The sequence below is a fragment of the Beijerinckia sp. 28-YEA-48 genome (assembly GCF_900104955.1).
Taxonomy (GTDB): domain Bacteria; phylum Pseudomonadota; class Alphaproteobacteria; order Rhizobiales; family Beijerinckiaceae; genus Terripilifer.
The window spans coordinates 1,640,689-1,663,718 of sequence record NZ_FNSI01000001.1 but is presented as its reverse complement, the minus strand read 5'-3'; the positions used below and the strand labels follow the sequence as shown (position 1 = coordinate 1,663,718).

General features: G+C 59.5%; 25 protein-coding genes. 10 read left to right on the top strand and 15 right to left on the bottom strand.

Annotation, left to right across the window (positions count from 1 at the left end):
- Positions 1–91: 91 nt before the first annotated feature.
- On the bottom strand, positions 92–301 hold the full coding sequence (locus BLW50_RS07875; protein ID WP_090708856.1) for a cold-shock protein: 210 nt from the start codon (positions 299–301) through the stop codon (positions 92–94).
- A gap of 919 nt (positions 302–1,220) precedes the next feature.
- The gene (locus BLW50_RS07870) at positions 1,221–1,997 is read right to left on the bottom strand and encodes a MipA/OmpV family protein (RefSeq protein ID WP_090699964.1); all 777 of its coding nucleotides are present in this window, start codon (positions 1,995–1,997) and stop codon (positions 1,221–1,223) included.
- A gap of 121 nt (positions 1,998–2,118) precedes the next feature.
- Here BLW50_RS07870 and BLW50_RS07865 point away from each other — a divergent pair, with 121 nt between their 5' ends.
- Both BLW50_RS07865 and BLW50_RS07860 read left to right on the top strand, forming a co-directional pair.
- Positions 2,119–2,445, top strand: a complete 327-nt coding sequence (locus BLW50_RS07865; protein WP_210186054.1) for a DMT family transporter — start codon at positions 2,119–2,121, stop codon at positions 2,443–2,445.
- Between the two features lie 95 nt (positions 2,446–2,540).
- Positions 2,541–3,731 carry an SDR family oxidoreductase gene (locus BLW50_RS07860; protein WP_090699962.1) on the top strand — a complete coding sequence of 397 codons (1,191 nt, stop codon included), beginning with the start codon at positions 2,541–2,543 and terminating at the stop codon, positions 3,729–3,731.
- A gap of 56 nt (positions 3,732–3,787) precedes the next feature.
- Here BLW50_RS07860 and BLW50_RS30830 read toward each other — a convergent pair whose 3' ends face one another.
- On the bottom strand, positions 3,788–4,228 hold the full coding sequence (locus BLW50_RS30830; protein WP_210186053.1) for a hypothetical protein: 441 nt from the start codon (positions 4,226–4,228) through the stop codon (positions 3,788–3,790).
- Between the two features lie 214 nt (positions 4,229–4,442).
- On the opposite strand from BLW50_RS30830, the gene BLW50_RS07850 reads away from it, so the two are divergent.
- Positions 4,443–6,215 (top strand): TadG family pilus assembly protein, encoded by a 1,773-nt coding sequence (locus tag BLW50_RS07850; RefSeq protein ID WP_170850046.1) that lies wholly within the window; start codon positions 4,443–4,445, stop codon positions 6,213–6,215.
- Positions 6,216–6,353: 138 nt separating this feature from the next.
- On the opposite strand, the gene BLW50_RS30265 is transcribed toward BLW50_RS07850, so the two are convergent.
- Entirely contained in the window at positions 6,354–6,500 is a 147-nt protein-coding gene (locus tag BLW50_RS30265) for a hypothetical protein (protein ID WP_210186052.1), read from the bottom strand.
- Positions 6,501–6,596: 96 nt separating this feature from the next.
- Positions 6,597–7,631, bottom strand: a complete 1,035-nt coding sequence (locus BLW50_RS07845; protein ID WP_090699954.1) for a LacI family DNA-binding transcriptional regulator — start codon at positions 7,629–7,631, stop codon at positions 6,597–6,599.
- Between the two features lie 205 nt (positions 7,632–7,836).
- Between BLW50_RS07845 and BLW50_RS07840 the strand changes: the two genes are divergently transcribed.
- From BLW50_RS07840 to BLW50_RS07830, 3 genes are all read left to right on the top strand, one after another.
- A complete protein-coding gene (locus tag BLW50_RS07840) occupies positions 7,837–8,781 on the top strand; it encodes a dihydrodipicolinate synthase family protein (RefSeq protein ID WP_090699952.1) in 945 nt (314 codons plus the stop codon).
- Positions 8,782–8,878: 97 nt separating this feature from the next.
- Entirely contained in the window at positions 8,879–9,862 is a 984-nt protein-coding gene (locus BLW50_RS07835) for a Bug family tripartite tricarboxylate transporter substrate binding protein (protein WP_090699949.1), read from the top strand.
- 203 nt (positions 9,863–10,065) lie between these two features.
- Positions 10,066–10,440 carry a hypothetical protein gene (locus tag BLW50_RS07830; protein ID WP_090699946.1) on the top strand — a complete coding sequence of 125 codons (375 nt, stop codon included), beginning with the start codon at positions 10,066–10,068 and terminating at the stop codon, positions 10,438–10,440.
- On the opposite strand, the gene BLW50_RS07825 is transcribed toward BLW50_RS07830, so the two are convergent.
- The 4 genes from BLW50_RS07825 to BLW50_RS07810 are packed head-to-tail and all read right to left on the bottom strand — an operon-like array spanning position 10,409 to position 13,012.
- Entirely contained in the window at positions 10,409–10,942 is a 534-nt protein-coding gene (locus BLW50_RS07825) for a DoxX family protein (RefSeq protein WP_090699943.1), read from the bottom strand. The genes BLW50_RS07830 and BLW50_RS07825 overlap by 32 nt on opposite strands.
- Positions 10,939–11,748, bottom strand: coding sequence for an HvfC/BufC N-terminal domain-containing protein (locus BLW50_RS07820; RefSeq protein WP_090699941.1), 810 nt, complete (start codon positions 11,746–11,748; stop codon positions 10,939–10,941). The genes BLW50_RS07825 and BLW50_RS07820 overlap by 4 nt, the downstream gene beginning before the upstream one ends.
- Positions 11,738–12,661 (bottom strand): MNIO family bufferin maturase, encoded by a 924-nt coding sequence (locus BLW50_RS07815; protein WP_090699937.1) that lies wholly within the window; start codon positions 12,659–12,661, stop codon positions 11,738–11,740. Before BLW50_RS07815 ends, BLW50_RS07820 begins: the two co-directional genes overlap by 11 nt.
- Before the next feature lie 45 nt (positions 12,662–12,706).
- Positions 12,707–13,012, bottom strand: coding sequence for a BufA1 family periplasmic bufferin-type metallophore (locus BLW50_RS07810; RefSeq protein ID WP_090708852.1), 306 nt, complete (start codon positions 13,010–13,012; stop codon positions 12,707–12,709).
- 198 nt (positions 13,013–13,210) lie between these two features.
- On the opposite strand from BLW50_RS07810, the gene BLW50_RS07805 reads away from it, so the two are divergent.
- Complete coding sequence (locus BLW50_RS07805) at positions 13,211–13,759, top strand: sigma-70 family RNA polymerase sigma factor (RefSeq protein ID WP_244544165.1); 549 nt, start codon at positions 13,211–13,213, stop codon at positions 13,757–13,759.
- Positions 13,752–14,414, top strand: coding sequence for an NrsF family protein (locus BLW50_RS07800; RefSeq protein WP_090699934.1), 663 nt, complete (start codon positions 13,752–13,754; stop codon positions 14,412–14,414). Before BLW50_RS07805 ends, BLW50_RS07800 begins: the two co-directional genes overlap by 8 nt.
- A 15-nt stretch (positions 14,415–14,429) precedes the next feature.
- On the opposite strand, the gene BLW50_RS07795 is transcribed toward BLW50_RS07800, so the two are convergent.
- The gene (locus BLW50_RS07795; protein ID WP_244544164.1) at positions 14,430–15,524 is read right to left on the bottom strand and encodes an AI-2E family transporter; all 1,095 of its coding nucleotides are present in this window, start codon (positions 15,522–15,524) and stop codon (positions 14,430–14,432) included.
- 193 nt (positions 15,525–15,717) lie between these two features.
- On the opposite strand from BLW50_RS07795, the gene BLW50_RS07790 reads away from it, so the two are divergent.
- Entirely contained in the window at positions 15,718–16,239 is a 522-nt protein-coding gene (locus tag BLW50_RS07790; protein ID WP_090699929.1) for a DUF3060 domain-containing protein, read from the top strand.
- 9 nt (positions 16,240–16,248) lie between these two features.
- Here the strand turns inward: BLW50_RS07790 and BLW50_RS07785 are convergent, their stop codons facing one another.
- Positions 16,249–17,421: an enolase C-terminal domain-like protein gene (locus tag BLW50_RS07785; protein ID WP_244544163.1), complete on the bottom strand. Its 1,173-nt coding sequence runs from the start codon at positions 17,419–17,421 to the stop codon at positions 16,249–16,251.
- Positions 17,422–17,468: 47 nt separating this feature from the next.
- Positions 17,469–18,395, bottom strand: coding sequence for a ketopantoate reductase family protein (locus BLW50_RS07780; RefSeq protein WP_090699926.1), 927 nt, complete (start codon positions 18,393–18,395; stop codon positions 17,469–17,471).
- Positions 18,396–18,695: 300 nt separating this feature from the next.
- Between BLW50_RS07780 and BLW50_RS07775 the strand changes: the two genes are divergently transcribed.
- Positions 18,696–19,703 (top strand): LacI family DNA-binding transcriptional regulator, encoded by a 1,008-nt coding sequence (locus BLW50_RS07775; RefSeq protein ID WP_090699923.1) that lies wholly within the window; start codon positions 18,696–18,698, stop codon positions 19,701–19,703.
- 10 nt (positions 19,704–19,713) lie between these two features.
- Here the strand turns inward: BLW50_RS07775 and BLW50_RS07770 are convergent, their stop codons facing one another.
- The 3 genes from BLW50_RS07770 to BLW50_RS07760 all read right to left on the bottom strand — a co-directional run bounded on the left by BLW50_RS07770 (position 19,714) and on the right by BLW50_RS07760 (position 22,953).
- On the bottom strand, positions 19,714–20,691 hold the full coding sequence (locus BLW50_RS07770; protein ID WP_090699921.1) for a Bug family tripartite tricarboxylate transporter substrate binding protein: 978 nt from the start codon (positions 20,689–20,691) through the stop codon (positions 19,714–19,716).
- A 394-nt stretch (positions 20,692–21,085) separates the two neighbouring features.
- Positions 21,086–22,090, bottom strand: coding sequence for an NAD(P)H-quinone oxidoreductase (locus BLW50_RS07765; protein ID WP_090699919.1), 1,005 nt, complete (start codon positions 22,088–22,090; stop codon positions 21,086–21,088).
- 44 nt (positions 22,091–22,134) lie between these two features.
- Positions 22,135–22,953, bottom strand: coding sequence for an IclR family transcriptional regulator (locus tag BLW50_RS07760; RefSeq protein ID WP_170850045.1), 819 nt, complete (start codon positions 22,951–22,953; stop codon positions 22,135–22,137).
- Positions 22,954–23,030: the final 77 nt, after the last annotated feature.

The window sequence follows — 23,030 nt, the reverse complement described above, 5'->3', positions numbered from 1 at the left end:
GCCCCGGATTTCTCCGAGGCTCTTGAGACGGTCCCTTGAACACCACCAGTACATCCGTGGCTCGCGCTTTAGAGACTATCGCATTCTTTAATTAGGCAGCTTGAAGCTTGCCAGCCGAAGCTTTGCCGCTTCTGCTGTCGGTCACGATTTCGTAGTTCAGCTTCTGGCCTTCGTTGAGGCCGCGCATGCCAGCCTGCTCCACAGCGGAAACATGGACGAAAACGTCCTTGCCGCCATCATCGGGAGCAATAAATCCATAACCCTTTTGGTCGTTAAACCACTTAACTGTTCCGGTTGCCATTTTGTAGGTCTCTGTAGTTGCGCCTAGGCGCGTATTTTCGGTAGCGCGCGAGTATTCTCGCGTGCAGCAAGCATCGAATTTTTCGGGGACAGAAAGTAGCGCGCCAGAGGCGGGAGACAAAACAATCAACCAAAAGCCGATGCGGTACATATAGACAAGTATCATGTTTAAATCAAGGTTAGAAAATAAATATCGGTATTTGTCGTTCCGCGCGGGTTCGGAATGTTGCCATTTGCTCTCATTTTTACCGCGTTTAAGCGTCTGTAATGGCTGAAAATTTGAGGACTTTTACGCGTTAACTTGCCCTGGCGAAACTGTCGGCCAACAAAGTCTTTTGGTGAGCAGCGCGACCTTCTTACTGGCCTTCCATTTTTCTATTGGCCCGTCCTTCGCGATGGCTGGTGCTCGTCGGAGACGGTGCCCTGTGCGGCCGGCGGGGCTGTGAAGGGTTTTGCCGCGCCTTGCCCGGTTGGGGCTGATCTGGCTTGCACCCACAGTGAGGACGGAGAGCCGAATTGGTCTGCACCTGCCGCCTCTGACAACCCGATTTGGCCACAGGACTATTGTATATTGCTGCCTCCTTAAGATGGGAGATGCAGATGCATTGGACCTTCTGGGACAAAGCCTACTTGATCGGCGCCCTCGTTGCGTTTTTGTCGCTGGCGGCAAGTCTTGCCTATGCGAGCTTTAAAACCAGCAAGTGATGGCCGATGTGATCGCCCTCCACAGTCACAGGCGACAGCTCGACAGTGCGCCGATGCCGTTGCTGCAGAGATTTGTGCTCAGTCAGGGAGCCGCGCTGCGCGCCTTCTACGAGAACGGGTGGCGATTTCGAAACGACCGTGATCTTACCGCGATTTGGAGAAACGGCGGATGAGATTGAGTAGCCGCTATCGAACTGGCGACGAACGACGTTACTTCAAAGGCTGAACGTGTAGGCGACGCCGACGCCTGAGTAGGTCTGCCAGCGGGAGCCTTGACGCATCACCAGGGGGCTGTCGCCGGCAGCGCCGATAAGTCGATCGACGCGCGTGAAAACAGTGGTCGACCAGCGCGGTGACAGAGCGATCAACACGGAGGTCATCGCGCCGACCGATTTAACACCTGCCTTCGGAACGAACAGCGGGGTGGTCGAAGCAAAATAGTTGCGCATGTAGCGGCTATCGCCAAGTGACAGGCGCGGGCCCAGCGCGAAGGTCACATTGTCGAATTTGCTCACCCAGTCAGCCGCGAAATCAGCCACAGCACCATTGTTGCCGCGCGTCAGCCCCTGGCGCAGCTCCACGCGCGTGCGCAGGCGTCCCTCGATCGGCCAGAATTCAGCGAAGACGCCGGCGTCGATTCCCCACGGCAAATCGCGGGCCCCCATGGTTTTCAGCAGCGCATTGTCTGTGCGGCCGGCCCGCAGATCGGCCACCGGACCAAAGGAAAAGCTGCCGCTGTCAAACAGCGTCACGTCGAAGCCATCGTCGGGCGAAAAGAATTCAGCTGGCTGGCCGACCCGGCGGTACGAGATCCAGGGCAGGGCATAAAAGCTCAAGTCGCTCGCGCCTGGATAGCGTGCGCCAACGGCCGTGATGCCACCCAATGTCACAAGCCACTCTTTGGCCGGCTTGTCGCTGAGCGGAGTGTCGTCAGCGAAAGCTGGAGCGCTGCTTAGGAGCAGAGCTGAAATGAGTGGGAGATAACGCATCATGAAGGTCACGCACAAACAAACGTACCAACTCAGATTGTACAGTTGGCACAGCTTCCCTTAATAAACCGATGCAGCGACCAAGTGGTCGCTGCTCCTTCATTGTCCACTGCGGTCTTTGCCCATGCAAGCGCTACCTTTGTCACCGTACCTACTTCTTGCGATCGGCATCGTCGCCGAGATCACGGCAACGATCTCCCTTAAGCTCGCTAACGGCTGGGACAGGCCGCTTTACTTTATTCCGGTTGCGGTTGGCTACGGCATCTCTTTCTTCATGCTGGCGCTGGTGCTGAAGCAACTGCCAGTCGGTGGTGTCTATGCCATTTGGGCTGGATGCGGTGTCGCCGGCGTTGTTCTCGTTGGTCATTGGTTGTTTGCAGAATCTATCGGGTTACGAGAGTTAGCCGGTTTCGCAGCCGTTATCGGTGGCATAGCCTTGCTCTCGCGCTGACTTTTACTGTCAGGTTTCTGTCAGCGCATACTTCTATCTGCGATGGGCACTGTCAGTTTGTCGATTCCAACTGACGTACATCGCGGACGTGCCCATTGGACTATAGCGCTGAAATTCTGATCACCGGAGCCACAGGTTTGCTCGGCGGCGCAATGCTCGTCGAAGCCTTGGCTAACCGACCTGACATTCATTGGACGGCTCTTGTTCGCGGCGATGACGTCGGTCATGCGCGTGCGCGCTTACAGAAGCGCTTCGCGCGCTTCTGCACGAGCGAACAAGAAGTGATGGCGCTGACACGCAAGATCGACATCATTGCTGGCGATCTCTCGACTCTGAAGCAGATCTCTAAAACAGTATTGCAGCGCACGACGGGCATTCTTCATCTGGCTGCCGACACCTCTTTTTCGACCCATCAAGGCATCTGGGACACCAACTTCGATGGCACGATGGCTCTGGCGAGTTTGGCGCATCGCATGCCCCGTCTATCGCGGTTCCTCCATGTCAGCACCGCGACGATCTGCGGTAGCGAGCCTAATCCTATCGTCTATGAAGGCGATTATCCGCAGATCCGCACCCACCACATGGTCGAATATACGCGCGCGAAGGCGGCGACCGAGTTCTTCCTGCATGAACGCTTTCGCGATCTCCCGCTGATCGTTGCACGTCCGTCGATCGTCGCCGGGCACACGCGTCTTGGCGCGCGGCCTTCGTCATCGATATTCTGGTTTGCGCGTTTCGCCGAAGCCGTCGGCCTGATTCCGTCATCGCGAAATTGCTATGTGGATATCGTTCCGTCTGATTGGACGGGCAATGCTCTCTTGCATCTTTTGACCAAGCCCACCTTGGCGCACACGACCTATCATCTCTCGGCAGGTCTTGGTTCGCGCACGAACTGGATGGAGCTCGCCGACGCCTTTGCCCGTTTGCGTGGCGAGGCGCGTGCCGAGCCGCCGCCAGATCCCTTTGATCCCGCTGATCGCTCTCTCTTGCAGAAGCGCTTTCGAGAACGGCTTGGCTACGAGGGCTCGATGGCTAAACTGATGGTGCGCGCCGCCGAGCGGTACTATCGTTTCTGCTCGCTCAATACCACGTTCGACAACAGCCGCTTGCTTGCTGAAGGCATGGAGCCACCGCCGTCCTTGGCTGGATATCTCGATGTTTGTCTGCGCAATCCACCCAACGTCAGTATTCTCGACGCTTTTCTCGACGATGCGGAAATGTTCGTTCCCATCGGCGTCGAAGCCCCCGTGCGCACTGTGTGGGACCGACAGGCTGTTTCGGCTTAGTTGGCTTCACCGAGTGAGGGGGAGCGAGATCGTTTAAATCTCGCTCCGGAAATATCCTAGCTGTGATGTTCGGCATGCTTTTTGGAGGCATGCTCATGGTGCTCGGTGGCATGAAGGCTATGCCCATGAGCGATCTTGGAATGATGCGCAGCCTTTTCGTGCTCGCCGGATTCGTGATGCTTTGCCGCTTCGCGATGGTGCTTCGCGGCGAGTTCGTGATGTTCAGCAGCTTTCGTATGATGCTCGTGCGTATCTTTCGACATTGAGTTTCTCCTGCTGCAGCCCCGCGATGCATATTCCGCGCGGATCGATGACACGGTTGTGACGCGCGCTACGCGCATACGGTTGCTCTTGGTGCGATAAGTCGGGTGCGGAGAACGATGTTGATGCTCAATCCGCTTCGCTCCGGTGGGCTCGTTTGATGCGACGATGAAATGCGCCAGCAGGATTGCAGCGCTGCCGTCACGAACAGTTCGATGCCTGTCTTTCACCGACATTGGATCGTACCCCGCCGCTCCAGCATGGCTAGAATGAGGCTATCGATCGTGAGGCGAAGAATTGCCCGCGCCTAAACTGGCTTCATCCCGGAACAGAACCAAGAAGTGATAAATTAGTCGCGTAAGCGGTAATATTTGCTCAAGGATTTAAGCGCTCAAATATTACAGTATACCGCAGCCAGCGGGCTGCGCGCGTATGCTTGGAGCGCTTGCCATGGCAATGGCCAAGTATGTTGCTGAGTTTGTTGCTCACGAGGTTTCGACGGTGCGGCGGCTCGCACCACCCTCGATCAAGTTCCTCCGTGATTGTCGTGGATCAACGATGATCGTGACGGCCGTCGCTCTGACCGCGCTGATGGGCTTCGTGGCGCTGGGCGTTGATATGGGTTCACTGTTCCTTCAGTCACGTCGCCAGCAAACGGCAAATGATCTGGCAGCGCTCGCGGCCGCGAGTGATCTGACCCATGCATCCGCGGCGGCGCTAGCCACGCTGGCGCAAAACAAGACGTCCAGTACCGCGGGGGTTGTGGTCCAAACCGGAACCTATACCCCTGATCCGACCTTGACGCCGAGCGCGCGCTTCGTCGCGAATACATCGTCAGGCATCAACGCCGCGCGCGTCACGGTGCAAACGCAACAGCCAATCTATTTTGGTCGCATTCTCAGCCTTTTCAACGGAGCGGGAGCGAACTCCACAGCGGTCAATGTGAGTTCTTCGGCGATTGCGGCAACCAATGCCCAGGCCTCCTTCACGGTTGGATCGCGGCTGTTGAGCCTGAATGGAGGTGTCATCAACACGGTTCTGGGCAGCCTGTTGGGCACGAGTATTTCGCTGTCGGTGATGGACTATCAATCGCTCGCTAGCGCCAAGGTCGATCTCTTCAGTTTCATGGATCAGTTGGCGACGCGCCTCAACCTGACGGCACTGAGCTATTCGCAGATTCTGGCGACCAGCGTTCACACGGCCGATGTGTTGCAGGCGGTGCAGAGCGCGGCGAGCGCCAATTCCGCTAACAGCGCCGGAGCCATCGCAGCACTTGCCCAGATCGCCGCCGCGAAACAAGGCTCAAGTGATCTGATCAGTCTGTCGTCGCTTTTGTCCCTCGGTGTCTATGGGGCGCGCGTTCCAGGGGAGGGCGATCCGCTGAACGCGACCATTTCGGCGTTGAATCTTGTCTCCACCATTGCGCAGATTTCTGGGGGCGCCAATCAGCTCAGTGCGTCCCTGGGCCTGTCATTGCCGGGCATCGCCTCGATCAATCTGGCGCTCGCGATTGGCCAACGGCCCGTCGGGACAAGTGCGATTTCCGTGGGTGCCGTCGGTTCCACAGCTTATACGGCGCAGACCCGCTTGTTGTTGACCATCAGTCTGATCGGGTCCGGCAAGGCGTCTTTAATCAATGTCCCGATTTATATCGAGGTCGCTACTGCCTATGCGCGCCTGACGGCTTTGAGCTGTTCGCCCTCCAATATTAACACAGCCAGCGTGACCCTTGGCGTCAAACCCGGTGTAATCGATGCCTGGATCGCGAATGTAACGCCGGCTGCCATGACCAATATAACAGCGCCGATCTCGCCTGGCCCAGCCACCTTGGTCAATGCGATAGGCGTTGTCACCGTCACCGGCAGCGCCCATGTCTCCATGAGCAATATGACGGAGACGCCGCTGACGTTCAGCTACGCCGATATCACGGCAGGCACGGTCAAATCGACATCGACGACCGATTTCACCACATCGCTGCTGACGAGCTTGATCGGCAATCTGAACCTGCAATCTACGGCGCTTGGTGGATTGTTGAATCTGGATCTTCTCGGGCTTGGCGGGCTGCTGGGAACCCAAAACCTTGTGACCAGTACCCTGACGGCGGCGACCAGTTCGATCGACGGCGTTCTCGTCAGTGTCCTGACCGCTCTCGGCATCAACATCGGTGAGGCCGACACCTGGGTCACAGGCGTCAGTTGTGGCAATGCCGTCTTGGTCAACTGATCCGAATAGGTGTGACGAGTAGGGTGTTGAAGCGCCTTTGGCGCCATTCTTGGCAAAGCAAAGGTTTGCATCCGTCATTGCGATGAGCATAGCCTGCTCGCAATGACGGTAGGTGCGATCTATCTTTCGCGCTGTGTATTAGGGCTTCTTCGCCATTGGATTGGCGGCGGGAATTCCCTTACCTAGCGACTGCTGGTAGGCGGAAACCTTGGTCTTGCCCTGCGCCTTGTCGGCTTTGGGCTTCTTGGCTTCCTTGTTGCTCTTGACTTGGCCCTTGTTAGCCACGGCTATGCCTCCTGCGGCGGAATGCCGAGGCATAATGGTAACACGTTATTCTTCCGGCACTAGACGCATTTGCATCAATGAACAGGGGCGTCGCGATCAACGCGTATTTGGCCGGGCCGTTGATCGCCGCGGGATAAGCGTCGGTGTCGCGATTCTGATCCGGTCCTGCGCGCCGGTTGGTCCGCCCGTCAGCAAGTCCAGCGCGGCGCTGGCGATCTGATCGAACGGCACGCGGACCGAGGTCAGCGGCGTCGGCAGGCGGCTGACGATCGGGATGTCGTTGTAGCCGACCAGCGAGACATCGCCTGGCACCGACAAGCCCAATCTTTGCAGGGTCGAAAGCGCACCGATCGCGGTATTGTCGTTGACGGCGAAGATCGCCGTCGGTGGGGAGGGCAGGCGCATCAGCGCTTCCGCCGCCTCGGCGCCAGAGTCGATCCCGAAGGTCGATGGGACAATCAGTGCCGGATCAACCGTCACATCGGCTTCCGCCATCGCTTGCCGATAGCCTTTGATGCGCCCCTGGCTGCTCGAAGCATAGTCGGGGCCGGCGATCAGGCCGATGCGCCGATGGCCCAGGTCGAGCAGGTGGCGGGTCGCCAGATAGCCGCCGAGCCGATCGTCGGCGATCGAGGAAAGGCTTTGTCCGTCCGTGCGCAGGGCCAGGACGAAGGGCACGCCGCGCGCGGTGAGCTCTTGCGGGAAATCATCGTCGGTGCGGGCGGTCGATAGCACCAGTCCATCGACACCCCGCTGCAACAGCGTCTGCGCCGCCGCGCGGTCGGCCTTCGGCTCGTCTTCCGTGATCGCCACGATAGCGAAGCGGCCGGTGCGGCTGCAGGCGCGCGACAGGGCTTCATACAGCATGGCCATGACGGTGTCGGTCAGCCGGGGGACGACCATGCCGATGGTCATGGTGGTGCCGCGCCGGAGGCTGGCGGCCGAGCCGTCGCGGACATAGCCGAGGTCGGCCGCGACCTGGCGCACGCGTTTGGCGGTGTCGCTGTCGGATCTTGGCAGCCGTTCGTCGAGGATGCGGGAAACCGTCGATTTGGAAACGCCGGCGGCGGCCGCGACGTCATGCAAGGTCACGCGCGACTGCCGTTCTAGAAATTCTAGGTCCTGAGACACCTGGCATCCTTCTTACGCGGTCGCTCGACGAATCGAGTTGGATTGGGGCGCGCCAATTGCTGCGCGCCAGATTGGTAATTGACTCGAAAAAGTCGTCCGTCTATATCTGGGAACGTTCCCGCCATCGATCCTGATCCCAATCGGGCGTTTCGCGGCCAAGTCTGGGAACGTTCTCGGTAACGATCTTATCATCAGGGAGACAAACATGTCTATTATGGACCTCCGCGGCGTAAATCCCGCTCCGGTCACCGCTTTCACCCGCGATGGCGATCTCGATCCCAAGGCCAATGCCGATCTGGCGCGTTGGCTGGCGTCGGTGAAGGGCGTCAAGAGTCTCGTCATCCTCGGGCATGCTGGCGAAGGCACGTTCCTGACCTCGGAAGAACAGCTTGAACTGATCAGGATCTATGTCGACGCCGTCGGCAAGCAGGTGCCGATCATCGCCGGCATCACCGGGGAGGGTACGAAGGTCGCAGCCCTCGAGGCCAAGCGGGCGGCTGAAGCAGGCGCCATCGGCGCGCTGGTTTATCCCAACCACGGCTGGCTGCGCTTCGGCTTCCAGAAGGGCGCGCCTCAGGATCGCTACAAGGCCATTCACGAGGCTTCCGGCCTGCAATGCATCCTGTTCCAATATCCCAACGCCACCAAGGCGACTTATGACCTGCAGACGCAACTTGAGATATCAGCGCAACCAGGCGTCGTCGCCACCAAGAACGGCGTGCGCGATATGAAGCGCTGGGACACGGAAATCCCGGTGCTGCGCAAGGAGTTCCCGGACCTGCAAATCCTCACCTGCCACGATGAATGGCTGCTGCCGACCATGTTCGATGTCGATGGCATGCTTGTTGGCTACGGCAGTCTCGCGCCGGAACCGCTGGTTGAGTATCTCGCCGCCGGGAAGGCCCGCGACTACAACGCGGCGCGCGCCATTCATGACCGCCTGCTGCCGTTGACCAAGACCGTCTATCATCGCGGTTCGCATATGGAAGGCACCTGCGCCCTCAAGCTTGGTCTTGTGGCGCGCGGCAAGCTCGAACACGCCACCGTGCGTTCGCCGCTTCTGCCGCTGGCCGCCGGCGCGGAGAAGGAAATCCGCGACGCACTTGCTCAGGTCGGTCTGCTCCCGTCGAAAGTTGCGGAAGCCGCCTGATCTGATGTCGGCGTGGCGACAGGAGGGCGCCGCGCCGACAGCCCACGCCACATGGGACCATGCTGCTCGTTGACGAGCAGAGGGAGGGAGAGGATTCATGTTTCAGCGTCGTCAATTTATCGCGTCGTCGCTTTCGCTGCTTGCCGCATCGCTCAGCGCGATGCCTGTGAAAGCTGAGGCTGCCAAATATCCAGATCGTCCGATACGCCTGATCGTGCCTTTCGCCGCAGGGGGCGGCGTCGATGTCTTCGCGCGGCTGCTGGCCGAAAAGGTGCGCCAGCTGCACGGCTACAATCTGATCGTCGAGAACCGGCCGGGCGCCAACGGTGCGATCGGCGGGGCAGCCGTGCGCAACGCGGAGCCGGACGGCTATACATTGTTGTTCTCGGCCTCCACCCATGTGATGGCGCGCCAGGTGATGAAGAACGCGCCCTATGATCCGCTGACGGACTTCGCGCCGATCGCGCGCGTCGGCGAAGCGCCGATGATGATGATCATGTCGCCTGCGTTGGCGCCGAATTCGCTGGGCGAGATGATCGCGGCCGCCCGCGCGGCGCCTGATAAATGGATGTTCGCCGTTTCCGCGCTGGGGGCTGCCGGCCATCTGGCGACGATCGACTTTAATCGCGCGGCCGGCCTCGATTTGACGATCGTGCCGTATCGGGGAACGGCGCCGGGCTTGAATGACGTGGCCGCCGGTCACATCCAACTGATGATTGATCCGGTGCTGGCGCTTTTGCCCATGGCGCAGGAAAATCAGGTGAAGGGATTGGGTGTCACGACCGCCAAACGGACCGTGCTTGCGCCCAAATTTCCAACCATGAGTGAGCAGGGGCTGGCATCCTTCGACCACTCAACCTGGTATGGCGTATGGGCTCCGAAGGCTTTGCCGGCCCCGATGGTCAACCACCTCAATCAGACGATCAACGAAGCGGTGCGCCAGCTCGGTGACGAGGGGCGTCTCGCGCAGATCGGGCTTGAGGCCATCACCCAAGGGCCAACCGAGTTCGAGGCCTTTGCGCGAAACTATGTCGAGCGCAACGCCGAGCTTTTGCAGCTCGCCAAATATGAGCCTGTTTAGGGCAACGTTTAAAAGCCCCCTAGGGGTTTATCGGGTCGGTGAGATCGGTAACGGTATCCTGCGGGGTACCGTTTGCTTACGAAAGTCTTACATTTCTAATCTGCAAAAAATGCATTTTTCCGGAATTTTTTGCATGAATTGGTCTGGCGTTTGCACACCGGCTGTGTACAGAACTCCAGCCATATTTTCTGGATATTGCAGACATGAAACGTGCCTTGCCGCTGGCTGCGGCGCTCCTTTTGGGAACGCTGGCATCGAATGCAGCCGAGAGCGATCTAGTGTCCTGGACAGCCTTCGGCATTGGAACCGATAGCTGCGTCAACTGGCAATCGACGGACGCTCACAAGACGGAAGGGAACGCCTGGATTCTTGGCTTCTGGTCGGCGCTCAATCTGGCCAGCCGGATCGATGCCAAGATCGACGCCGACGTCGATGCAAACAGCATCTGGAGCGAGGTGGCGGCCGCCTGTGCCACAACGCCGTCAGGCAAACTCGCCGATGCTGTTCTCGTGACCTATGACAAGATGATCGTTAAGCGCCCAGGCGTCATGGGGAATTGGACTGGCGTTCGTCGCTAGGTGAGGTTCCCTCCGGCGCCGGTCCTTGCAAGAAGTGCCGCACGGCATGATCGACTGACGCACGTCCCGGTCCCCAAGCCATGATGGCAAGCGCCATCGCCGCCCAGGAAATATGAATGGGCCAGCCCTCGGGGACCGTGAGTTGCACAACCAGGGTCATGAACAGCAGCCCGAGCGCAGCCGTTCTGGTGGCCAGACCGAGAACCAGAAGAATGGGCAAGGTGACTTCCGCGCATCCGGAGAGAAAAGCCATTACGGCCGGGACCGGAAACGGATAAGGCCCGCCCGGCAAATGCAGCATGAACTCATCGGAGAAGAGCGTGATCGCATTGTCGTTGAGCTGCAGAAATCCGTCCCATTTCAGAATGCCCGATCGCCAGAACGGAACGGCCAGCGCCACACGCAGCACAAATTGCGTCAGTGAGGGCGAGGCGAGAGCCTGAAGCAGGCGGTTCCAAACTGTCAGGCGCTCTGTGAGTTTCTTCCTGTTCGAAATGGTCATGGGGTTTCTCCCACACGAATGGCACAGAAAGCGCCAGCCTCGATCATCCCGGCGATGCCGGTGGCGATGTCGAAGGTGCTGGATGTCCGAAGCGCTGCCGCCGCGGCTTCGCCCAGCGGATGCCCCGTGATGAGAGAGCCAAGGAAAGTCGATTGCCCTGGAGGTAGATACTGGACGAGGACATCAAGGCCAGGCCGTGTGACGAGAGCGTCCTCGGGGGCAGCGGTGTCCAACAATGCGGGCGGATCTCGTTCCGTTCGATGGGCGGAGAAAAGGGTAATCGACGGATAGCCAGAACGGATGATCCGTGTTGCCGGATGGGGCGTCAGAATGAGATCGGCCAGCTTGTCCGACGGGAGCGATGCGAACACGCTAGGCTGCAAAGGATCGATGTCTGCCGCGTGATAGGCATCGAGCCAGGCGCGCTCGATTCTTGCTACGTCCGCGAGGTAAGGCAGGGGCCGTGCATATTCGTATTGTTCGATAAAGGCTGGAAAGTCGCGTCCGTACTCGAAGAGAAGCGGCGACCGGGGCGGCGAGGACCTGACGTGAGAACGCGCCATCGCCCTGAAGAAATCCGTGCCGGTCATCCGTTGCACGGCGGGATAGATAGCAGCGAGCGCTTCGATCAGACTGACCGTGACGTTGTTGCGATAGATGGTGTAACGATGGGTTACGCCGATCTCGCCCGAACCCTTCAGGATGGCTGGCGCTTGCGCGGCAGGATCAAGCAGGGACGCCGCGAACGCCGCGGTGTACGATGGCGGCCTCGCTCCTTGATTGTAGCTTGATGATTCAGACAGCATAGGTCCGTTCCGTTGTCAGGCGAGAGAACGATGGATTGAGAATGTCGCGTGCGGCCTTGGCTTCGGCCTTGAGTGTGGACCACGCGGGAATTTTGCTGTCCCATTCGATGAGGGTGGGGACAGGCCCGCAGCGCTCAATCACAGTTTCAAAAAGCGCCCACACCGGGGGAGCGACCGGTTCGTCATGGCTGTCGATCAAGACAAGTGCGCCGTCTGCGTCGGTCTGTTGGTTGTGACCGGCGAGATGAATTTGGCCGACGCGCGAAAGCGGAAAGTCCGCTAGATAGGCGTGCGAAGAAAAGCCGTGATTGGTGGCGGATACGAAGACATTGTTGATGTCCAGCAGAAGGCCGCAGCCGGTGCGCTCCGAGACAGTTCGAATGAACTCAGTCTCTGCCATCGTCGAGTCTTTGAAGGTGACATAGGTTGCCGGGTTCTCGATGAGAATGCGGCGACCGATGCCGTCCTGCAGCTCGTCGATATGGTCACACACCCGGGCCAAGGTTCCCTTGGTGTAGGGAAGGGGAAGAAGGTCGTTAAAATAGGTCGTGGCATGTGTCGACCAGGCGAGATGTTCAGACACGAGCGCCGGCTGGTAGCGGTCAATCAAGCCTTTAAATCGAGCAATATGTGCCTTATCGAGTGGCTGGGGCCCACCGATCGACATGCAGACGCCGTGAAGCGAAATGGGATAATCGCGCCGGATGGTGGTGAGTGCATTATGGGGCGGCCCGCCTTGGCCCATGTAATTTTCGGCATGAACCTCGAAGAAGCAGGACAAGCCTTCTTCCTGCATGATTTTGGGCAGGTGCTGATGTTTGAAACTCGTGCCGACAAGTTCTGTCGTGAACGTTTTTGAAAAGCGGGGAAAATGCGCTGCGGTTGCCGCAACGAGGCGCTGAGTGGTGTCCATGGATTTTCCCCGCTTTCCGATTGGCGGATTGCGATATTTCGAGGATCAGATCGGCTTCATGGAGCCATGACCACCATTGGGAATTTGGATGGTCGTGCAGGTTCCACCTCGAACGAACTTCCAGGCATTGCCTTGGAAGTCGACAGTCGATGTGCCCTGGCATGTGGTGCCCGGGCCGGCGGCACAATCATTCTGGCCTTTCAGAGCGACGCCGAAGCACTTCTCCTTCTTGGCGGCTATGGCAGCATCACCTTCGGCCTTCGACAAGGGGGCGGCAGCAGCGATGGTCGCGAGTGCCGTCGTGATGGCGCTGGCGAGGATCAGTGAATTCACTGCGCTTTTTGCAGACATGACGTTCTCCACATGAGCTTTGATCGTACTGTTCGAGTACGCCTTCGTTCATTCGGAGTTCGTGGGAAAAGGTTACGCCGTCATGTTTCACGAGTTCGTGATCTCATCTGTGCGTGCTAGAGTCATGTCCTCGATCGTGACAATTCGATGCGACACATGTAACTTTCCGCCGCGTCGGACGAATAGGAATTCATCGAGGTGCAGGAAGTCGAAGAGCGACTGAAGACACTGATGATTCAGAGTCTGGCGGGACATGAACGGGCCTATCGTGCCCTGTTGGACGATATCGCACGGCTGCTGCGGGCCTATTACGGACGCCGGCTGAGAGAACGGTCGGCCATCGACGATCTGGTCCAGGAGACGTTGATTGCCATTCATGGCCGCCGTTCGACCTATGACAGTCGGCGCCCCTTCACGGCATGGCTGTATGCGATCGCCCGTTATAAGTTGATCGACTATATCCGTCTGAACAAACGACGGGAGACGGTGACATTGGACGATGTACCCGAGGGGCTGCTCGCGTCTTCGGAAGGGGAAACCGAACTTGTCGATCGGGATCTGGATACGCTGCTGGAAACAATGTCGCCGTTGCAGAAGAGCCTGATCAAGGCAGTGAAAGTTGAAGGGCGGTCTGTCGCCGAGGTTGCGTCTTCCTCCGGCCTCAGCCAGTCAGCCGTAAAGGTGACAATCCATCGGGCTTTGAGAAAATTGAGCCAGCGTTTCGGCAGAGGTCAGGCGAATGATTGATCCGATGTCGCAAAATCCAACAGATACCCTCATCGATCGGCTGGCATCCGACCTGAAGCCGGCCTCGCAAGGTACCGTTTCGAGACTCATCTGTCTCGCTTTGCTGGCGGGGGCGTGTGTGTCTGCCGTCACCGTGCTTTGGCTTTGGGGTGTTCGACCGGACATGCGTGCTTCTTTGGTGACCGGGCCGCTCTGGCTGAAGGAGGGGTTCGCCATCGCGCTGGCGGTTGCCGGAATCTTTTCAATGATCAGGCTGGCCCGCCCGGGCGGTACGGCTGGCGGCCCAGCGGCTATTGCCATCGGGGCTGGGATCGCCATGGCGCTGTTGGCTATTTTCGAACTCGCGGGCGCTCCTTCGGCAGCATGGAGGACGCTCGTGATGGGTAAGACCTGGGCGACTTGCCCGTGGTTGATCCTGGCGCTGTCTGTCCCTGTACTGATCGGTAGTTTCTCCGCCATGCGATCAATGGGCCCCACGCGCCTGCGGCTCGCTGGCGCCGCATGTGGCCTGGCGTCAGGCGCACTATCGGCCCTTGTCTATTCGATCTCGTGCGATGAAAGCGCGGTCGCGTTCGTGTTCGTGTGGTACGGCGGGGCGATTGCCTTGGCGACTTTGGCGGGTGCACTCTTGGGCCCCCGCTTTCTGCGCTGGTAGTCTGGTCATCCAGCGCTACTCGTCGCCGCTCAGAAAGTGACCGATCGCCGCGAGAGGCCGTATGCCGTCGGCGACGATTTTGACGATCGCCAGCATGGGCACGGCGAGGATGGCTCCGGGCACGCCCCACATCCAGAACCAGAAGATCAATGAAATGATCACGAGCACCGGATTGAGCGTGAAGCGTTTCGCCAGCAGCATCGGCGTGACGATCTCGCCCTCGATCACATGAATGAGGAGATAGAGCGCGGCAGGAAGCAGGGCCAGCCACAACTGATCAATGACCAAGAGACCGGCGAGGAGGAAGATACCCACGCCAAATAGGGGCCCCATGATCGGGACATAGTTGAGGAGGAAAGCCACCACGCCCCACAGAACCGCATCGCCCAGTCCAGTCGCCCACATCGCAACGCCCGTCGCGACGCCGACGGCGAAGTTCATGGCGGTGATGGTGACGAGATAGGCCGAGATGTTCTTCTCGACATCGAGGGACAGTTCGACGACCTGCCTTTTGTCCTTGAAGGTTGGAAGAATTTCGACCGTGCGTTTCAAGAATGTACTGCCCGAGACCAGCAGAAAGAACAGGACCAGAATGGTTTCAAAAAAACTGCTGGCGAAATGCGTGCCGCCGGTGAAAAGACTGGCGGCGATACCAGAGGTCAGGCTGGCGCTTTGTTGGGATGCGTGTCCGGTGCCACTGACAAAACCATCGATCTGGCCCAGAAAAGTCTGGAGCGTGTTGATCGGCTGATTGAGAAATTTCAATCGCTCCTGCAGCCTGGGAATGCCATCGGGCAGTTTGGCCGCCCATTCACCGGCAGGGCCGGACACAGCAGCGCCTAAACCGACGATAGCGCCGAAGACCAGCAGAATGAGCAGAAGCGCGGCGAGGCCGCGCGGAATGTTGAACCGTTCGAGAAAACGCATGCCAGGCTGGAACAAAAGTTTCAGCACGAAGGCAAGAACGATCGGCAGGACGATGGACGCTGCAAAATAAGCGACGCACAACACCGCCAGAAATACGAGGATAGAGAGGAGCACGACGACCGGATCGGATGGCAGCTCCATCGTCTCGGCTTCCACTTGTTCGTTTTGAAGATCCGTCGCCACGTTGACCTGCCGTTATCGAGTTTAACCGATTGAGATTATGGCAGGGTGTCGATGCGGTCCAGCAGACGGCCAGAAAGATAAAAGCGATCCAGATGGAACCTTTTGTTTTCTTCGTCGTTGATTAACGCTTGAGTTGCGCATTGCTCGAAGAATTCCCGTCGGAGGTAGCCCGTGGCGGACAAAGGATGTTTGAATGAAGTCCCTTCTGCTTGCTGTGGTCGCCGTGTCCGTCTTCGCGCCTGTTGCTTTCGCGGATGAATTGAAGATCGAAGGTGTTGGCATCAATCGCGATATTCCCTGCAACGGCCAGGACATCGGCGTTTATGGGGCGAAGAACAAGATCACCCTCACTGGCCAGTGCAATAAGATCGTCGTCCATGGTTCCAATCACAAGGTGTCGCTGGAGCGTGGAACCGATCTGTCGGTGTCGGGCGCTGATAACGCGGTCACCGGCGGCACGGTGTCGAGCCTTAATGTCGAGGTTGCCAAAAACACTGTTGCGGTGACGATCCAGCCGATCGACGGCAAGAACAATGTCAAGAGCTTGGTCGATGTGTCCGGCGCTGAGCAAAAGCTGAACCTGGTGTTGGCCGGTGCGTCCGAGTTGAAAGTCGATGGCGCCGATCAGAAGGTCGAATGGTCGCTTGCCGGCGGCGCACCGGATCCCTCCATCTCGTCGTCGGGCGTCAACAACAGCATCCAGAAAAAGAAATAGAAGCTGCCTTTAGAGGCACAGCGTCTTGATGACCGCAGCGATCTCCGGCTTCTGCTCTAGGCCGAAGCCCGGCGCATCGCTCGGTCGCACCGTGCCGCCGCCGACAGGGCAGGCGGTTGGATAGCCACCGAAGGGCTGGAACACGCCGGGATAGGCCTCGCATCCGCCAAGCCCGAGCCCGGCGGCGATATGCAGATTGATCAGATGGCCGCCGTGGGGAAAGGCCTGCGCGCGATCGAAGCCGGAGTGTTCGAGCAGGTCCAGCATGGCCATATATTCGACCAGGCCATAGCTGAGCCCGGCATCCATCTGAAAGATGTCGTGTCCTGGGCGCAGGCCGCCGAATAGCAGCAGGTTCTTCACGTCCTGCCGCGAGAACAGGTTTTCACCTGTCGCCACAGGGCGGCCGTAGAGCTCCGTCAGTTGCTGGTTGAGTTCATAGTCAAGCGGATCGCCAACCTCTTCATACCAGCGCAGATCATACCCTTCGATAGCGCGGGCATAGGTGAGTGCGGCATCGATGTCGAAACGGCCGTTGGCATCGACCGACAGGCGCTTGCCATTGCCGGCGATGGCGAGAGCTTCCTCGATCCGCGCCATGTCTGTTGCCATGGTCGCGCCGCCGATCTTGATCTTGAAGGCGTCGAAGCCGAGATCGCGATAGCTTTGCAATTCGTCGGTCAGCGTTTTGCCACTGCCTTGGGGATAGTAATAGCCGCCGGCGGCATAGACAGGCACATCGTGCAAAACCTCCGCGCGCCCGGCGGCGCGCGCGATCGTCATATAGGCCGGCTCGTCAGCCAGTTTCGCGTTGAGATCCCAAAAAGCCAGTTCCACGGCGGCGATCGCGCCGGCACGGTCGCCATGGCCGCCCGGCTTTTCGTTGGTTAGCGCGCGTGCAAGCACTTTCGCCGGATCGAATGCGGTGCCGCTGTCATCGAGAAGTGCCTCGGGCGCAGCGGCTTTGAGGCGCGGAATGATCCGATCGGTCAGAATGCCGCGCTGGGCATAGCGGCCGATCGAGTTGAAGCCGAAGCCTGTGACCGGACGACCGTTGCGCATGACATCGCTGACCACCGCGACCAGCGATACGTCATGATCGGTGAAGGAAACCACCGCATTGGAGATCGCGCCTTCCAGCGGCACGCTACGTTCGATGATGTCGACAATGCGCATGTTCATCCAGTCGGTAGCCTGATGATGTTGTCGTCTGGTGCAAGGAGGCGCTTCTAGCTCGATCTTGCAAAGGCGCGCTCCCTTTGCTTGACGAGATGGGTCAGCACCATGTTCACCGGGGCAGCCAGGCTGACCTTGGCGGCCTCGCGCGGCACAGCGCCATTGATCACGTCGATTTCGCTCGGCCTGCGCTGTTCATGGTCTTGCAGCATCGAGGGTTTGGCATGGCGCACGGCACGGCCGAAGGCCAGCGCATGTTCCACCGGATCCTTGACCTTGATAGCGACGCCATTCGCCAGGCCGATATTCCAGGCTTCCACCGCAGCCGCCCGGCTGATCGGCCCCATCTCGGGATCGTCCATCACTTCGCCGACCGTCAGGCCGGTGAGCGTGCAGGGCGCGCTAAAGGCGACATTGCAGATCAGTTTTTCCCACTGCATGGCGACGATATTGGTCGAAAGCTCGGTCTTGAACCCAGCACCCGACCAGGCATCGATGACAGGCGTCAGATGAACAGTGGACAGGCCGCCAAAGGCGCCGATACGGATCGTTTCCATGCCGTTGTGAAAGACATGGGCTGGTCCACGGCGGATGGCGCCAAAGCCGCCGGCAATGCCGACGGCGAGGCGATCGGCGCCAACGGCTTCCGCTACGGCCTGCGCACTGCCAAGCCCGTTCTGGATGGTCAGCACGACAGTCTGCGGCGCAAGGAGACGGGGCAGGTGGACGCGCACGGAGGCGATATGCCCGGCTTTCACCGCGACGATGACAAGATCGACCGGCTCTTGGGGAGCCTCCGTCAGCGCGCGCACCGCGACGGTACGATCGCCGCTGGCGCCTTCGACGCGCAGGCCGTGCTCGTTGAGCACGCGCATCTGGTCGGCGCTGCGGCCGATGACGAGGACCTCATGCCCGGCGCTTGCCAGCAAACCGGCATAGATCGATCCCATCGCACCGCATCCGACGACGGCGATCTTCATGCCTTTTTCTCCAGCCTGTTCGGTTTGGTTGTGGCCCTGCGATCGGCGTCGTTTCGAGGGGCGCGATCGTCGTTCTTCGCAAAATACATGTCATAGGGTATGAAATGCACACGTGTGCGTTGTCAAGATGGGGCCGGATCGCATGAAAAACAGGCTGGTTTGCGGGTTTGACCTGCCTGGGGCGCGGAGCACCCTTGCAACACCGCCCTTTACCAAGGCAGCTTCACTCCATAAGAGCATTAACCATAGATTGTGTGTAGTCGCGCGTAGCACGTTTTGAGGGAGGGGCTTTCGAGATCGATGCAGCAGCGGCGCACCACCATCAAAGACATCGCCGTTCATCTCGGGATCGATCACTCGACCGTCTCTCGTGCACTGAACGACAATCCCAATATTTCCGAAGAGACCAAGCACCAGGTTCGCCAGGCGGCGCTGCGGCTCGGCTATGTCGCCAACGCTTCGGCCCGGGCTATGCGCTACAATCACAATGCGCTCATCGGGCTGGCGATCCCCGATATCCGCAATGACTTCTATAGCTCAGTGGCGCGTGCCCTGGCTGAGCGCTGCAATCGTGCCGGCTTTCAGATGGTTCTGGTCAACACCGATGATCATCCCGAAGTCGAGTGTCGACAGGTGCGCGCCTTGATGGAGGCGCGTGTCGCCGGCGTGCTGATCACGCCGACGCCGGAACTGCTGGAAACGACGGCACGCCTGCTGGCGCCGGTGCCCACCGTGCAGTTTGTTCGGCAATCACCCAAGCTCGCCGGCGACATCGTCAGCATGGACGATACCGGCGCCATGCGCGAGGCGACCGAACATTTGCTGGCCCAGGGCCATACGCGCATCGGCTATGTCGGCACGCGCAAGGACATTAATGTCGGGCAGGCGCGCCTGAACGGCTATCTGGCGGCCCAAGCCGCCGCCGGCCTGACAATCGATGAACGCTATATCGCGCTCGTCTCGCCCCGCCAGACATTTGGCGCCGACAGCGTCGCGCGTCTGCTTGCGCTCACGCCAGCGCCAACCGCGCTCATCATCGGCAGTTCCGAATTGACCATTGGCGGCCTGGGCGCGATCCAGGCGACGGGGGTGAACATTCCGCATGGGCTCGCCGTCATCGGCTATGGCGATCCGGTCTGGTGCCGCCTGCTGTCGCCGGCGTTGACCGCCGTGCAATTGCCGGTGGATGCGATGGTCGAGGCGGCGGAGACGTTGATCCTCAATCGGATTGGCGGCAAGGCGCCGGCGGAGCCGGAAGTGCGCTCCTGCCGGCCGACATTGGTTGTGCGCGGCTCCACCGCAATCTAGGCGATTTGCGCTAGTTCGAGGCGGTAATGCCCCGTTCCCTGATGATGGCTCCGTAACGTTCGGAATCCTTGCGGGACTTTTCCGCAAATTCCGCCGGAGACATCGGCGCGGGGATATTGCCGATGGCTGTGATGCGTTCCTGCATGGCCGGGTTGGCCAGCGACTTGTTAATTTCCGTATTCAGGCGTGCCACGATTTCCGGTGGGGTTTTCGCTGGCGCATAGACACCGAAGACCGAGTCGCCATCGAAATCGGTGAGGCCGAGTTCGTGCAGGGTCGGGGTATCGAGAAACTGTAGCAAGCGCTGCGGACTGCCAACGGCCAGAAGTCTGAGTTTGCCGGCCTTCACATGTTCAATCGCAATGCCCGGGTCGAACAGGAAGTCGAGCTGTCCGCCCAGCAAGTCTGTCAGCGCGGGAGCCGCGCCACGATAAGGCACATGGACGATGTCTGTCCGCGTCATACTGCGTAGCATTTCCGCGCCAAGATGCGGCGAGCTGCCGACGCCAGGTGAGCCAAAGTTACGCTTGCCGGGATTGGCTTTGATGTCGGCGAGGAAGGCGTTGAAATCCTTTGCCGGGTTTTCGGTGCGAACGACCAGATAAAGCGGCACGCGGGCAAGGGCGGCAACGGGGACGATATCGGCCGTCGGATCGAAGGGCATCTTCGCATAGAGATGTGGATTGATCGAAACCATACCCCCCGAAGTCAGGAGCAGCGTGTAGCCATCTGGCGTGGACCGGGCGACGAATTCACCGCCGACGTTTCCGCCAGCTCCAGCCTTGTTTTCAATCACCAGAGGTTGGCCAAGCGTTTCATTAAGAGGTTGGCTGATCAGGCGGCCCAATTGATCCGCCGCGCCCCCGGCCGGAAAGGCGACGACGAGACGAATGGGGCCACTTGGCCAAGTTTGTGCCAGTGCTGCGGACATCTGTCCGACAGCAAAGGCCGCAGCAATAAGCAGTGCTCTCTTAAACGTCCTCGACATGGTCCCCCTCCAAATAGCCGGTCCGCTGGCTTTTTCGCACATCGTAAAAATGCTGATGTGGTGTTGCCGATATGAGCCCGAACCCCTCTACCTGTTCGAACTCAGCCGAATTCAGCGGTCAAAACTAAGTGGCCATTTCGTTTTGAGTCAACCAATTTGGGACAAATCGGATTTGGATCAAAGGATAGGTTTGTTTGATCAAAGATAGTTTGATGGCTTTGCCGAGAGCGGTTTGGTCATGAGCGCTAGGATAGGGAAACGCCACTGGAGCGCTCCAAGACCGGGTCGGCCTGGCCCAAAGCAAAATCGCGTTTCGATAGAAACGCGATTTGCCTGAATCTCTTATTTTGACTCGTCTTCTGAGCGTTTGATGAACCCATCAAACGCAGAAACCCTATGAGCCTTGCACGTCGAGGATGATCTTGCCGATGTGGACCGAGGATTCCATACGCCGATGTGCCTCCGCCGCTTCTCCCAGCGGATAGACGGAATCGACGAGTGGGTGAATGGTGCCGGCGTTGAGCAGCGGCCAGACATGTTCTTCGAGTTCGCGGGCGATCTTCGCCTTCTGCGGCACCGACTGCGGCCGCAGCGTGCTGCCGGTGACGGTCAGGCGCTTCATCATGATCTGCGCGACATCGATGGTGACGGAGCGGACGCCGCCGAGAAAGGCGATCTGCACGAGCCGGCCTTCCAGCGCCAGCGTCTGTAGATTGCGCGGAATATAATCGCCGCCGATGATGTCGAGCACGACATCGACACCCTTGCCGCCGGTCGCCTCCTTCATCACCTGAACGAAATCTTCGCTGCGATAGTTGATGGCGCGCGTGGCGCCGAGCTTGAGGCAGGTGGCGCATTTCTCGTCGCTGCCTGCGGTGGCGTATACCGTGGCGCCCTTGGCGACGGCCAGCATGATCGCCGTCGTGCCGATGCCAGACGTGCCGCCATGAATGAGCACCGTCTCGCCAGCGCGCAGCTTACCGCGCATGAACAGATTGCCCCACACCGTATAGAAGGTTTCGCAGAGGCCAGCGGCTTCGATCATGCTGAAGCCTTTGGGAACGGGTAGGGCATGGTCGGCGGGCGTGGTGACATATTCGGCATAGCCGCCGCCGGGCAGAAGCGCCGTCACCGCATCGCCAACCTTCCAGCGGCTAACGCCTTCTCCAAGTGCTGCGACCGTGCCGGCCGCTTCAAGGCCCGGGAGGTCTGACGCGCCGGGCGGCGGCGGATAATGGCCGCTGCGCTGCACGACATCTGGGCGATTGACGCCGGCCGCCGCCACCTTGATGAGGATGTCGCCGGGCCCAGGTGCGGGCACGGGGCGTGTCGCCAGAGTCAGGACTTCAGGCCCACCGGGCTGCTTGATCTCGGCAACCTTCATGCTTGTCGGCAACATCGTAACTCTCTCCGAAAGTTCAATCATCAAATCATGGGAAGGGATTAGGCGAAGGTCGGCAGCTTCATCGAGCGGCTGAGCGATTGCAGCAGTTCGAGGATCTGCGCGAAGTTCGCGGTGAAACGATCCGAAGGCGCGGAGACGCAGACCGCGTAATTCTCACCGGCGATGCGGAACGGTACGGCGACGCAGCGCAACCCTTCAGCATATTCCTCGTCGTCGAGCGCATAGCCATCGGACTGGATCTTGCGAATTTCGCGCCGGAACGCCTCGGCATTGGGGATCGTATTGGCAGTACGCGGCACGAATTTGCAGGTGCGGATGAATTTCTCCCGCTCTTCTTCCGAGGCGATGGCGAGCAGCAATTTGCCTGAAGCGCGCGCATGGATGTCGCCGCCGCGCCGGCGCGAGGCACCGCCCGATGCTTGGATCGGATTGGTGCCGGCTTCAACCGCCAGGGTGATCAGATCGCCGTCGAGCCAGCCCGAGACATAGCTGGTTTCGCCGGATTTTTCGGCGATCTTCTTGACTAAGCCGCGCAGTTCATCCGGGCAGGAGAACTGCATGTTGAAGCCGTCAATGAGATCGCCGACGTGTAGGCCGAGGAGAAACCTATTCTCCATGCCCCGTCGCAAAAGGCCGAGCGACTGCAAGGTGTGCAGCAGATGATAGGTGGCTTGCAGCGGCAGACCAGTTTTGCGGCGGATTTCGCTGACGCCAAGCCCATCGCGGCTCTGGGCGACGGCGAAAAGGATCGACATGGCCCGCGCCACCGATTGGACGCGCGGCTTTGGCTGCTGTTCTTCAGTCTCTTCCGCTGCAATGTGCTCGCCCTCGAGCGGCTCTTCGGCAGGGTTTTTCATGGGTCTCATACCAGTCGTCTGTTGGGCCAGTCTGTTGTGCATTGTCATCCGTTACTGGCATGGGACCGCCGGCACGT

Excerpts from the sequence above, each read along its gene's own strand:
- BLW50_RS07875 (WP_090708856.1), bottom strand. The coding sequence starts at position 301 with ATGGCAACCGGAACAGTTAAGTGGTTTAACGACCAAAAGGGTTATGGA.
- BLW50_RS07870 (WP_090699964.1), bottom strand. The coding sequence starts at position 1,997 with ATGATGCGTTATCTCCCACTCATTTCAGCTCTGCTCCTAAGCAGCGCT.
- BLW50_RS07865 (WP_210186054.1), top strand. The coding sequence starts at position 2,119 with ATGCAAGCGCTACCTTTGTCACCGTACCTACTTCTTGCGATCGGCATC.
- BLW50_RS30830 (WP_210186053.1), bottom strand. The coding sequence starts at position 4,228 with ATGTCGGTGAAAGACAGGCATCGAACTGTTCGTGACGGCAGCGCTGCA.
- BLW50_RS07850 (WP_170850046.1), top strand. The coding sequence starts at position 4,443 with ATGGCAATGGCCAAGTATGTTGCTGAGTTTGTTGCTCACGAGGTTTCG.
- BLW50_RS07840 (WP_090699952.1), top strand. The coding sequence starts at position 7,837 with ATGTCTATTATGGACCTCCGCGGCGTAAATCCCGCTCCGGTCACCGCT.
- BLW50_RS07835 (WP_090699949.1), top strand. The coding sequence starts at position 8,879 with ATGTTTCAGCGTCGTCAATTTATCGCGTCGTCGCTTTCGCTGCTTGCC.
- BLW50_RS07830 (WP_090699946.1), top strand. The coding sequence starts at position 10,066 with ATGAAACGTGCCTTGCCGCTGGCTGCGGCGCTCCTTTTGGGAACGCTG.
- BLW50_RS07825 (WP_090699943.1), bottom strand. The coding sequence starts at position 10,942 with ATGACCATTTCGAACAGGAAGAAACTCACAGAGCGCCTGACAGTTTGG.
- BLW50_RS07820 (WP_090699941.1), bottom strand. The coding sequence starts at position 11,748 with ATGCTGTCTGAATCATCAAGCTACAATCAAGGAGCGAGGCCGCCATCG.
- BLW50_RS07815 (WP_090699937.1), bottom strand. The coding sequence starts at position 12,661 with ATGGACACCACTCAGCGCCTCGTTGCGGCAACCGCAGCGCATTTTCCC.
- BLW50_RS07810 (WP_090708852.1), bottom strand. The coding sequence starts at position 13,012 with ATGTCTGCAAAAAGCGCAGTGAATTCACTGATCCTCGCCAGCGCCATC.
- BLW50_RS07800 (WP_090699934.1), top strand. The coding sequence starts at position 13,752 with ATGATTGATCCGATGTCGCAAAATCCAACAGATACCCTCATCGATCGG.
- BLW50_RS07790 (WP_090699929.1), top strand. The coding sequence starts at position 15,718 with ATGAAGTCCCTTCTGCTTGCTGTGGTCGCCGTGTCCGTCTTCGCGCCT.
- BLW50_RS07785 (WP_244544163.1), bottom strand. The coding sequence starts at position 17,421 with ATGAACATGCGCATTGTCGACATCATCGAACGTAGCGTGCCGCTGGAA.
- BLW50_RS07780 (WP_090699926.1), bottom strand. The coding sequence starts at position 18,395 with ATGAAGATCGCCGTCGTCGGATGCGGTGCGATGGGATCGATCTATGCC.
- BLW50_RS07775 (WP_090699923.1), top strand. The coding sequence starts at position 18,696 with ATGCAGCAGCGGCGCACCACCATCAAAGACATCGCCGTTCATCTCGGG.
- BLW50_RS07770 (WP_090699921.1), bottom strand. The coding sequence starts at position 20,691 with ATGTCGAGGACGTTTAAGAGAGCACTGCTTATTGCTGCGGCCTTTGCT.
- BLW50_RS07765 (WP_090699919.1), bottom strand. The coding sequence starts at position 22,090 with ATGTTGCCGACAAGCATGAAGGTTGCCGAGATCAAGCAGCCCGGTGGG.
- BLW50_RS07760 (WP_170850045.1), bottom strand. The coding sequence starts at position 22,953 with ATGAAAAACCCTGCCGAAGAGCCGCTCGAGGGCGAGCACATTGCAGCG.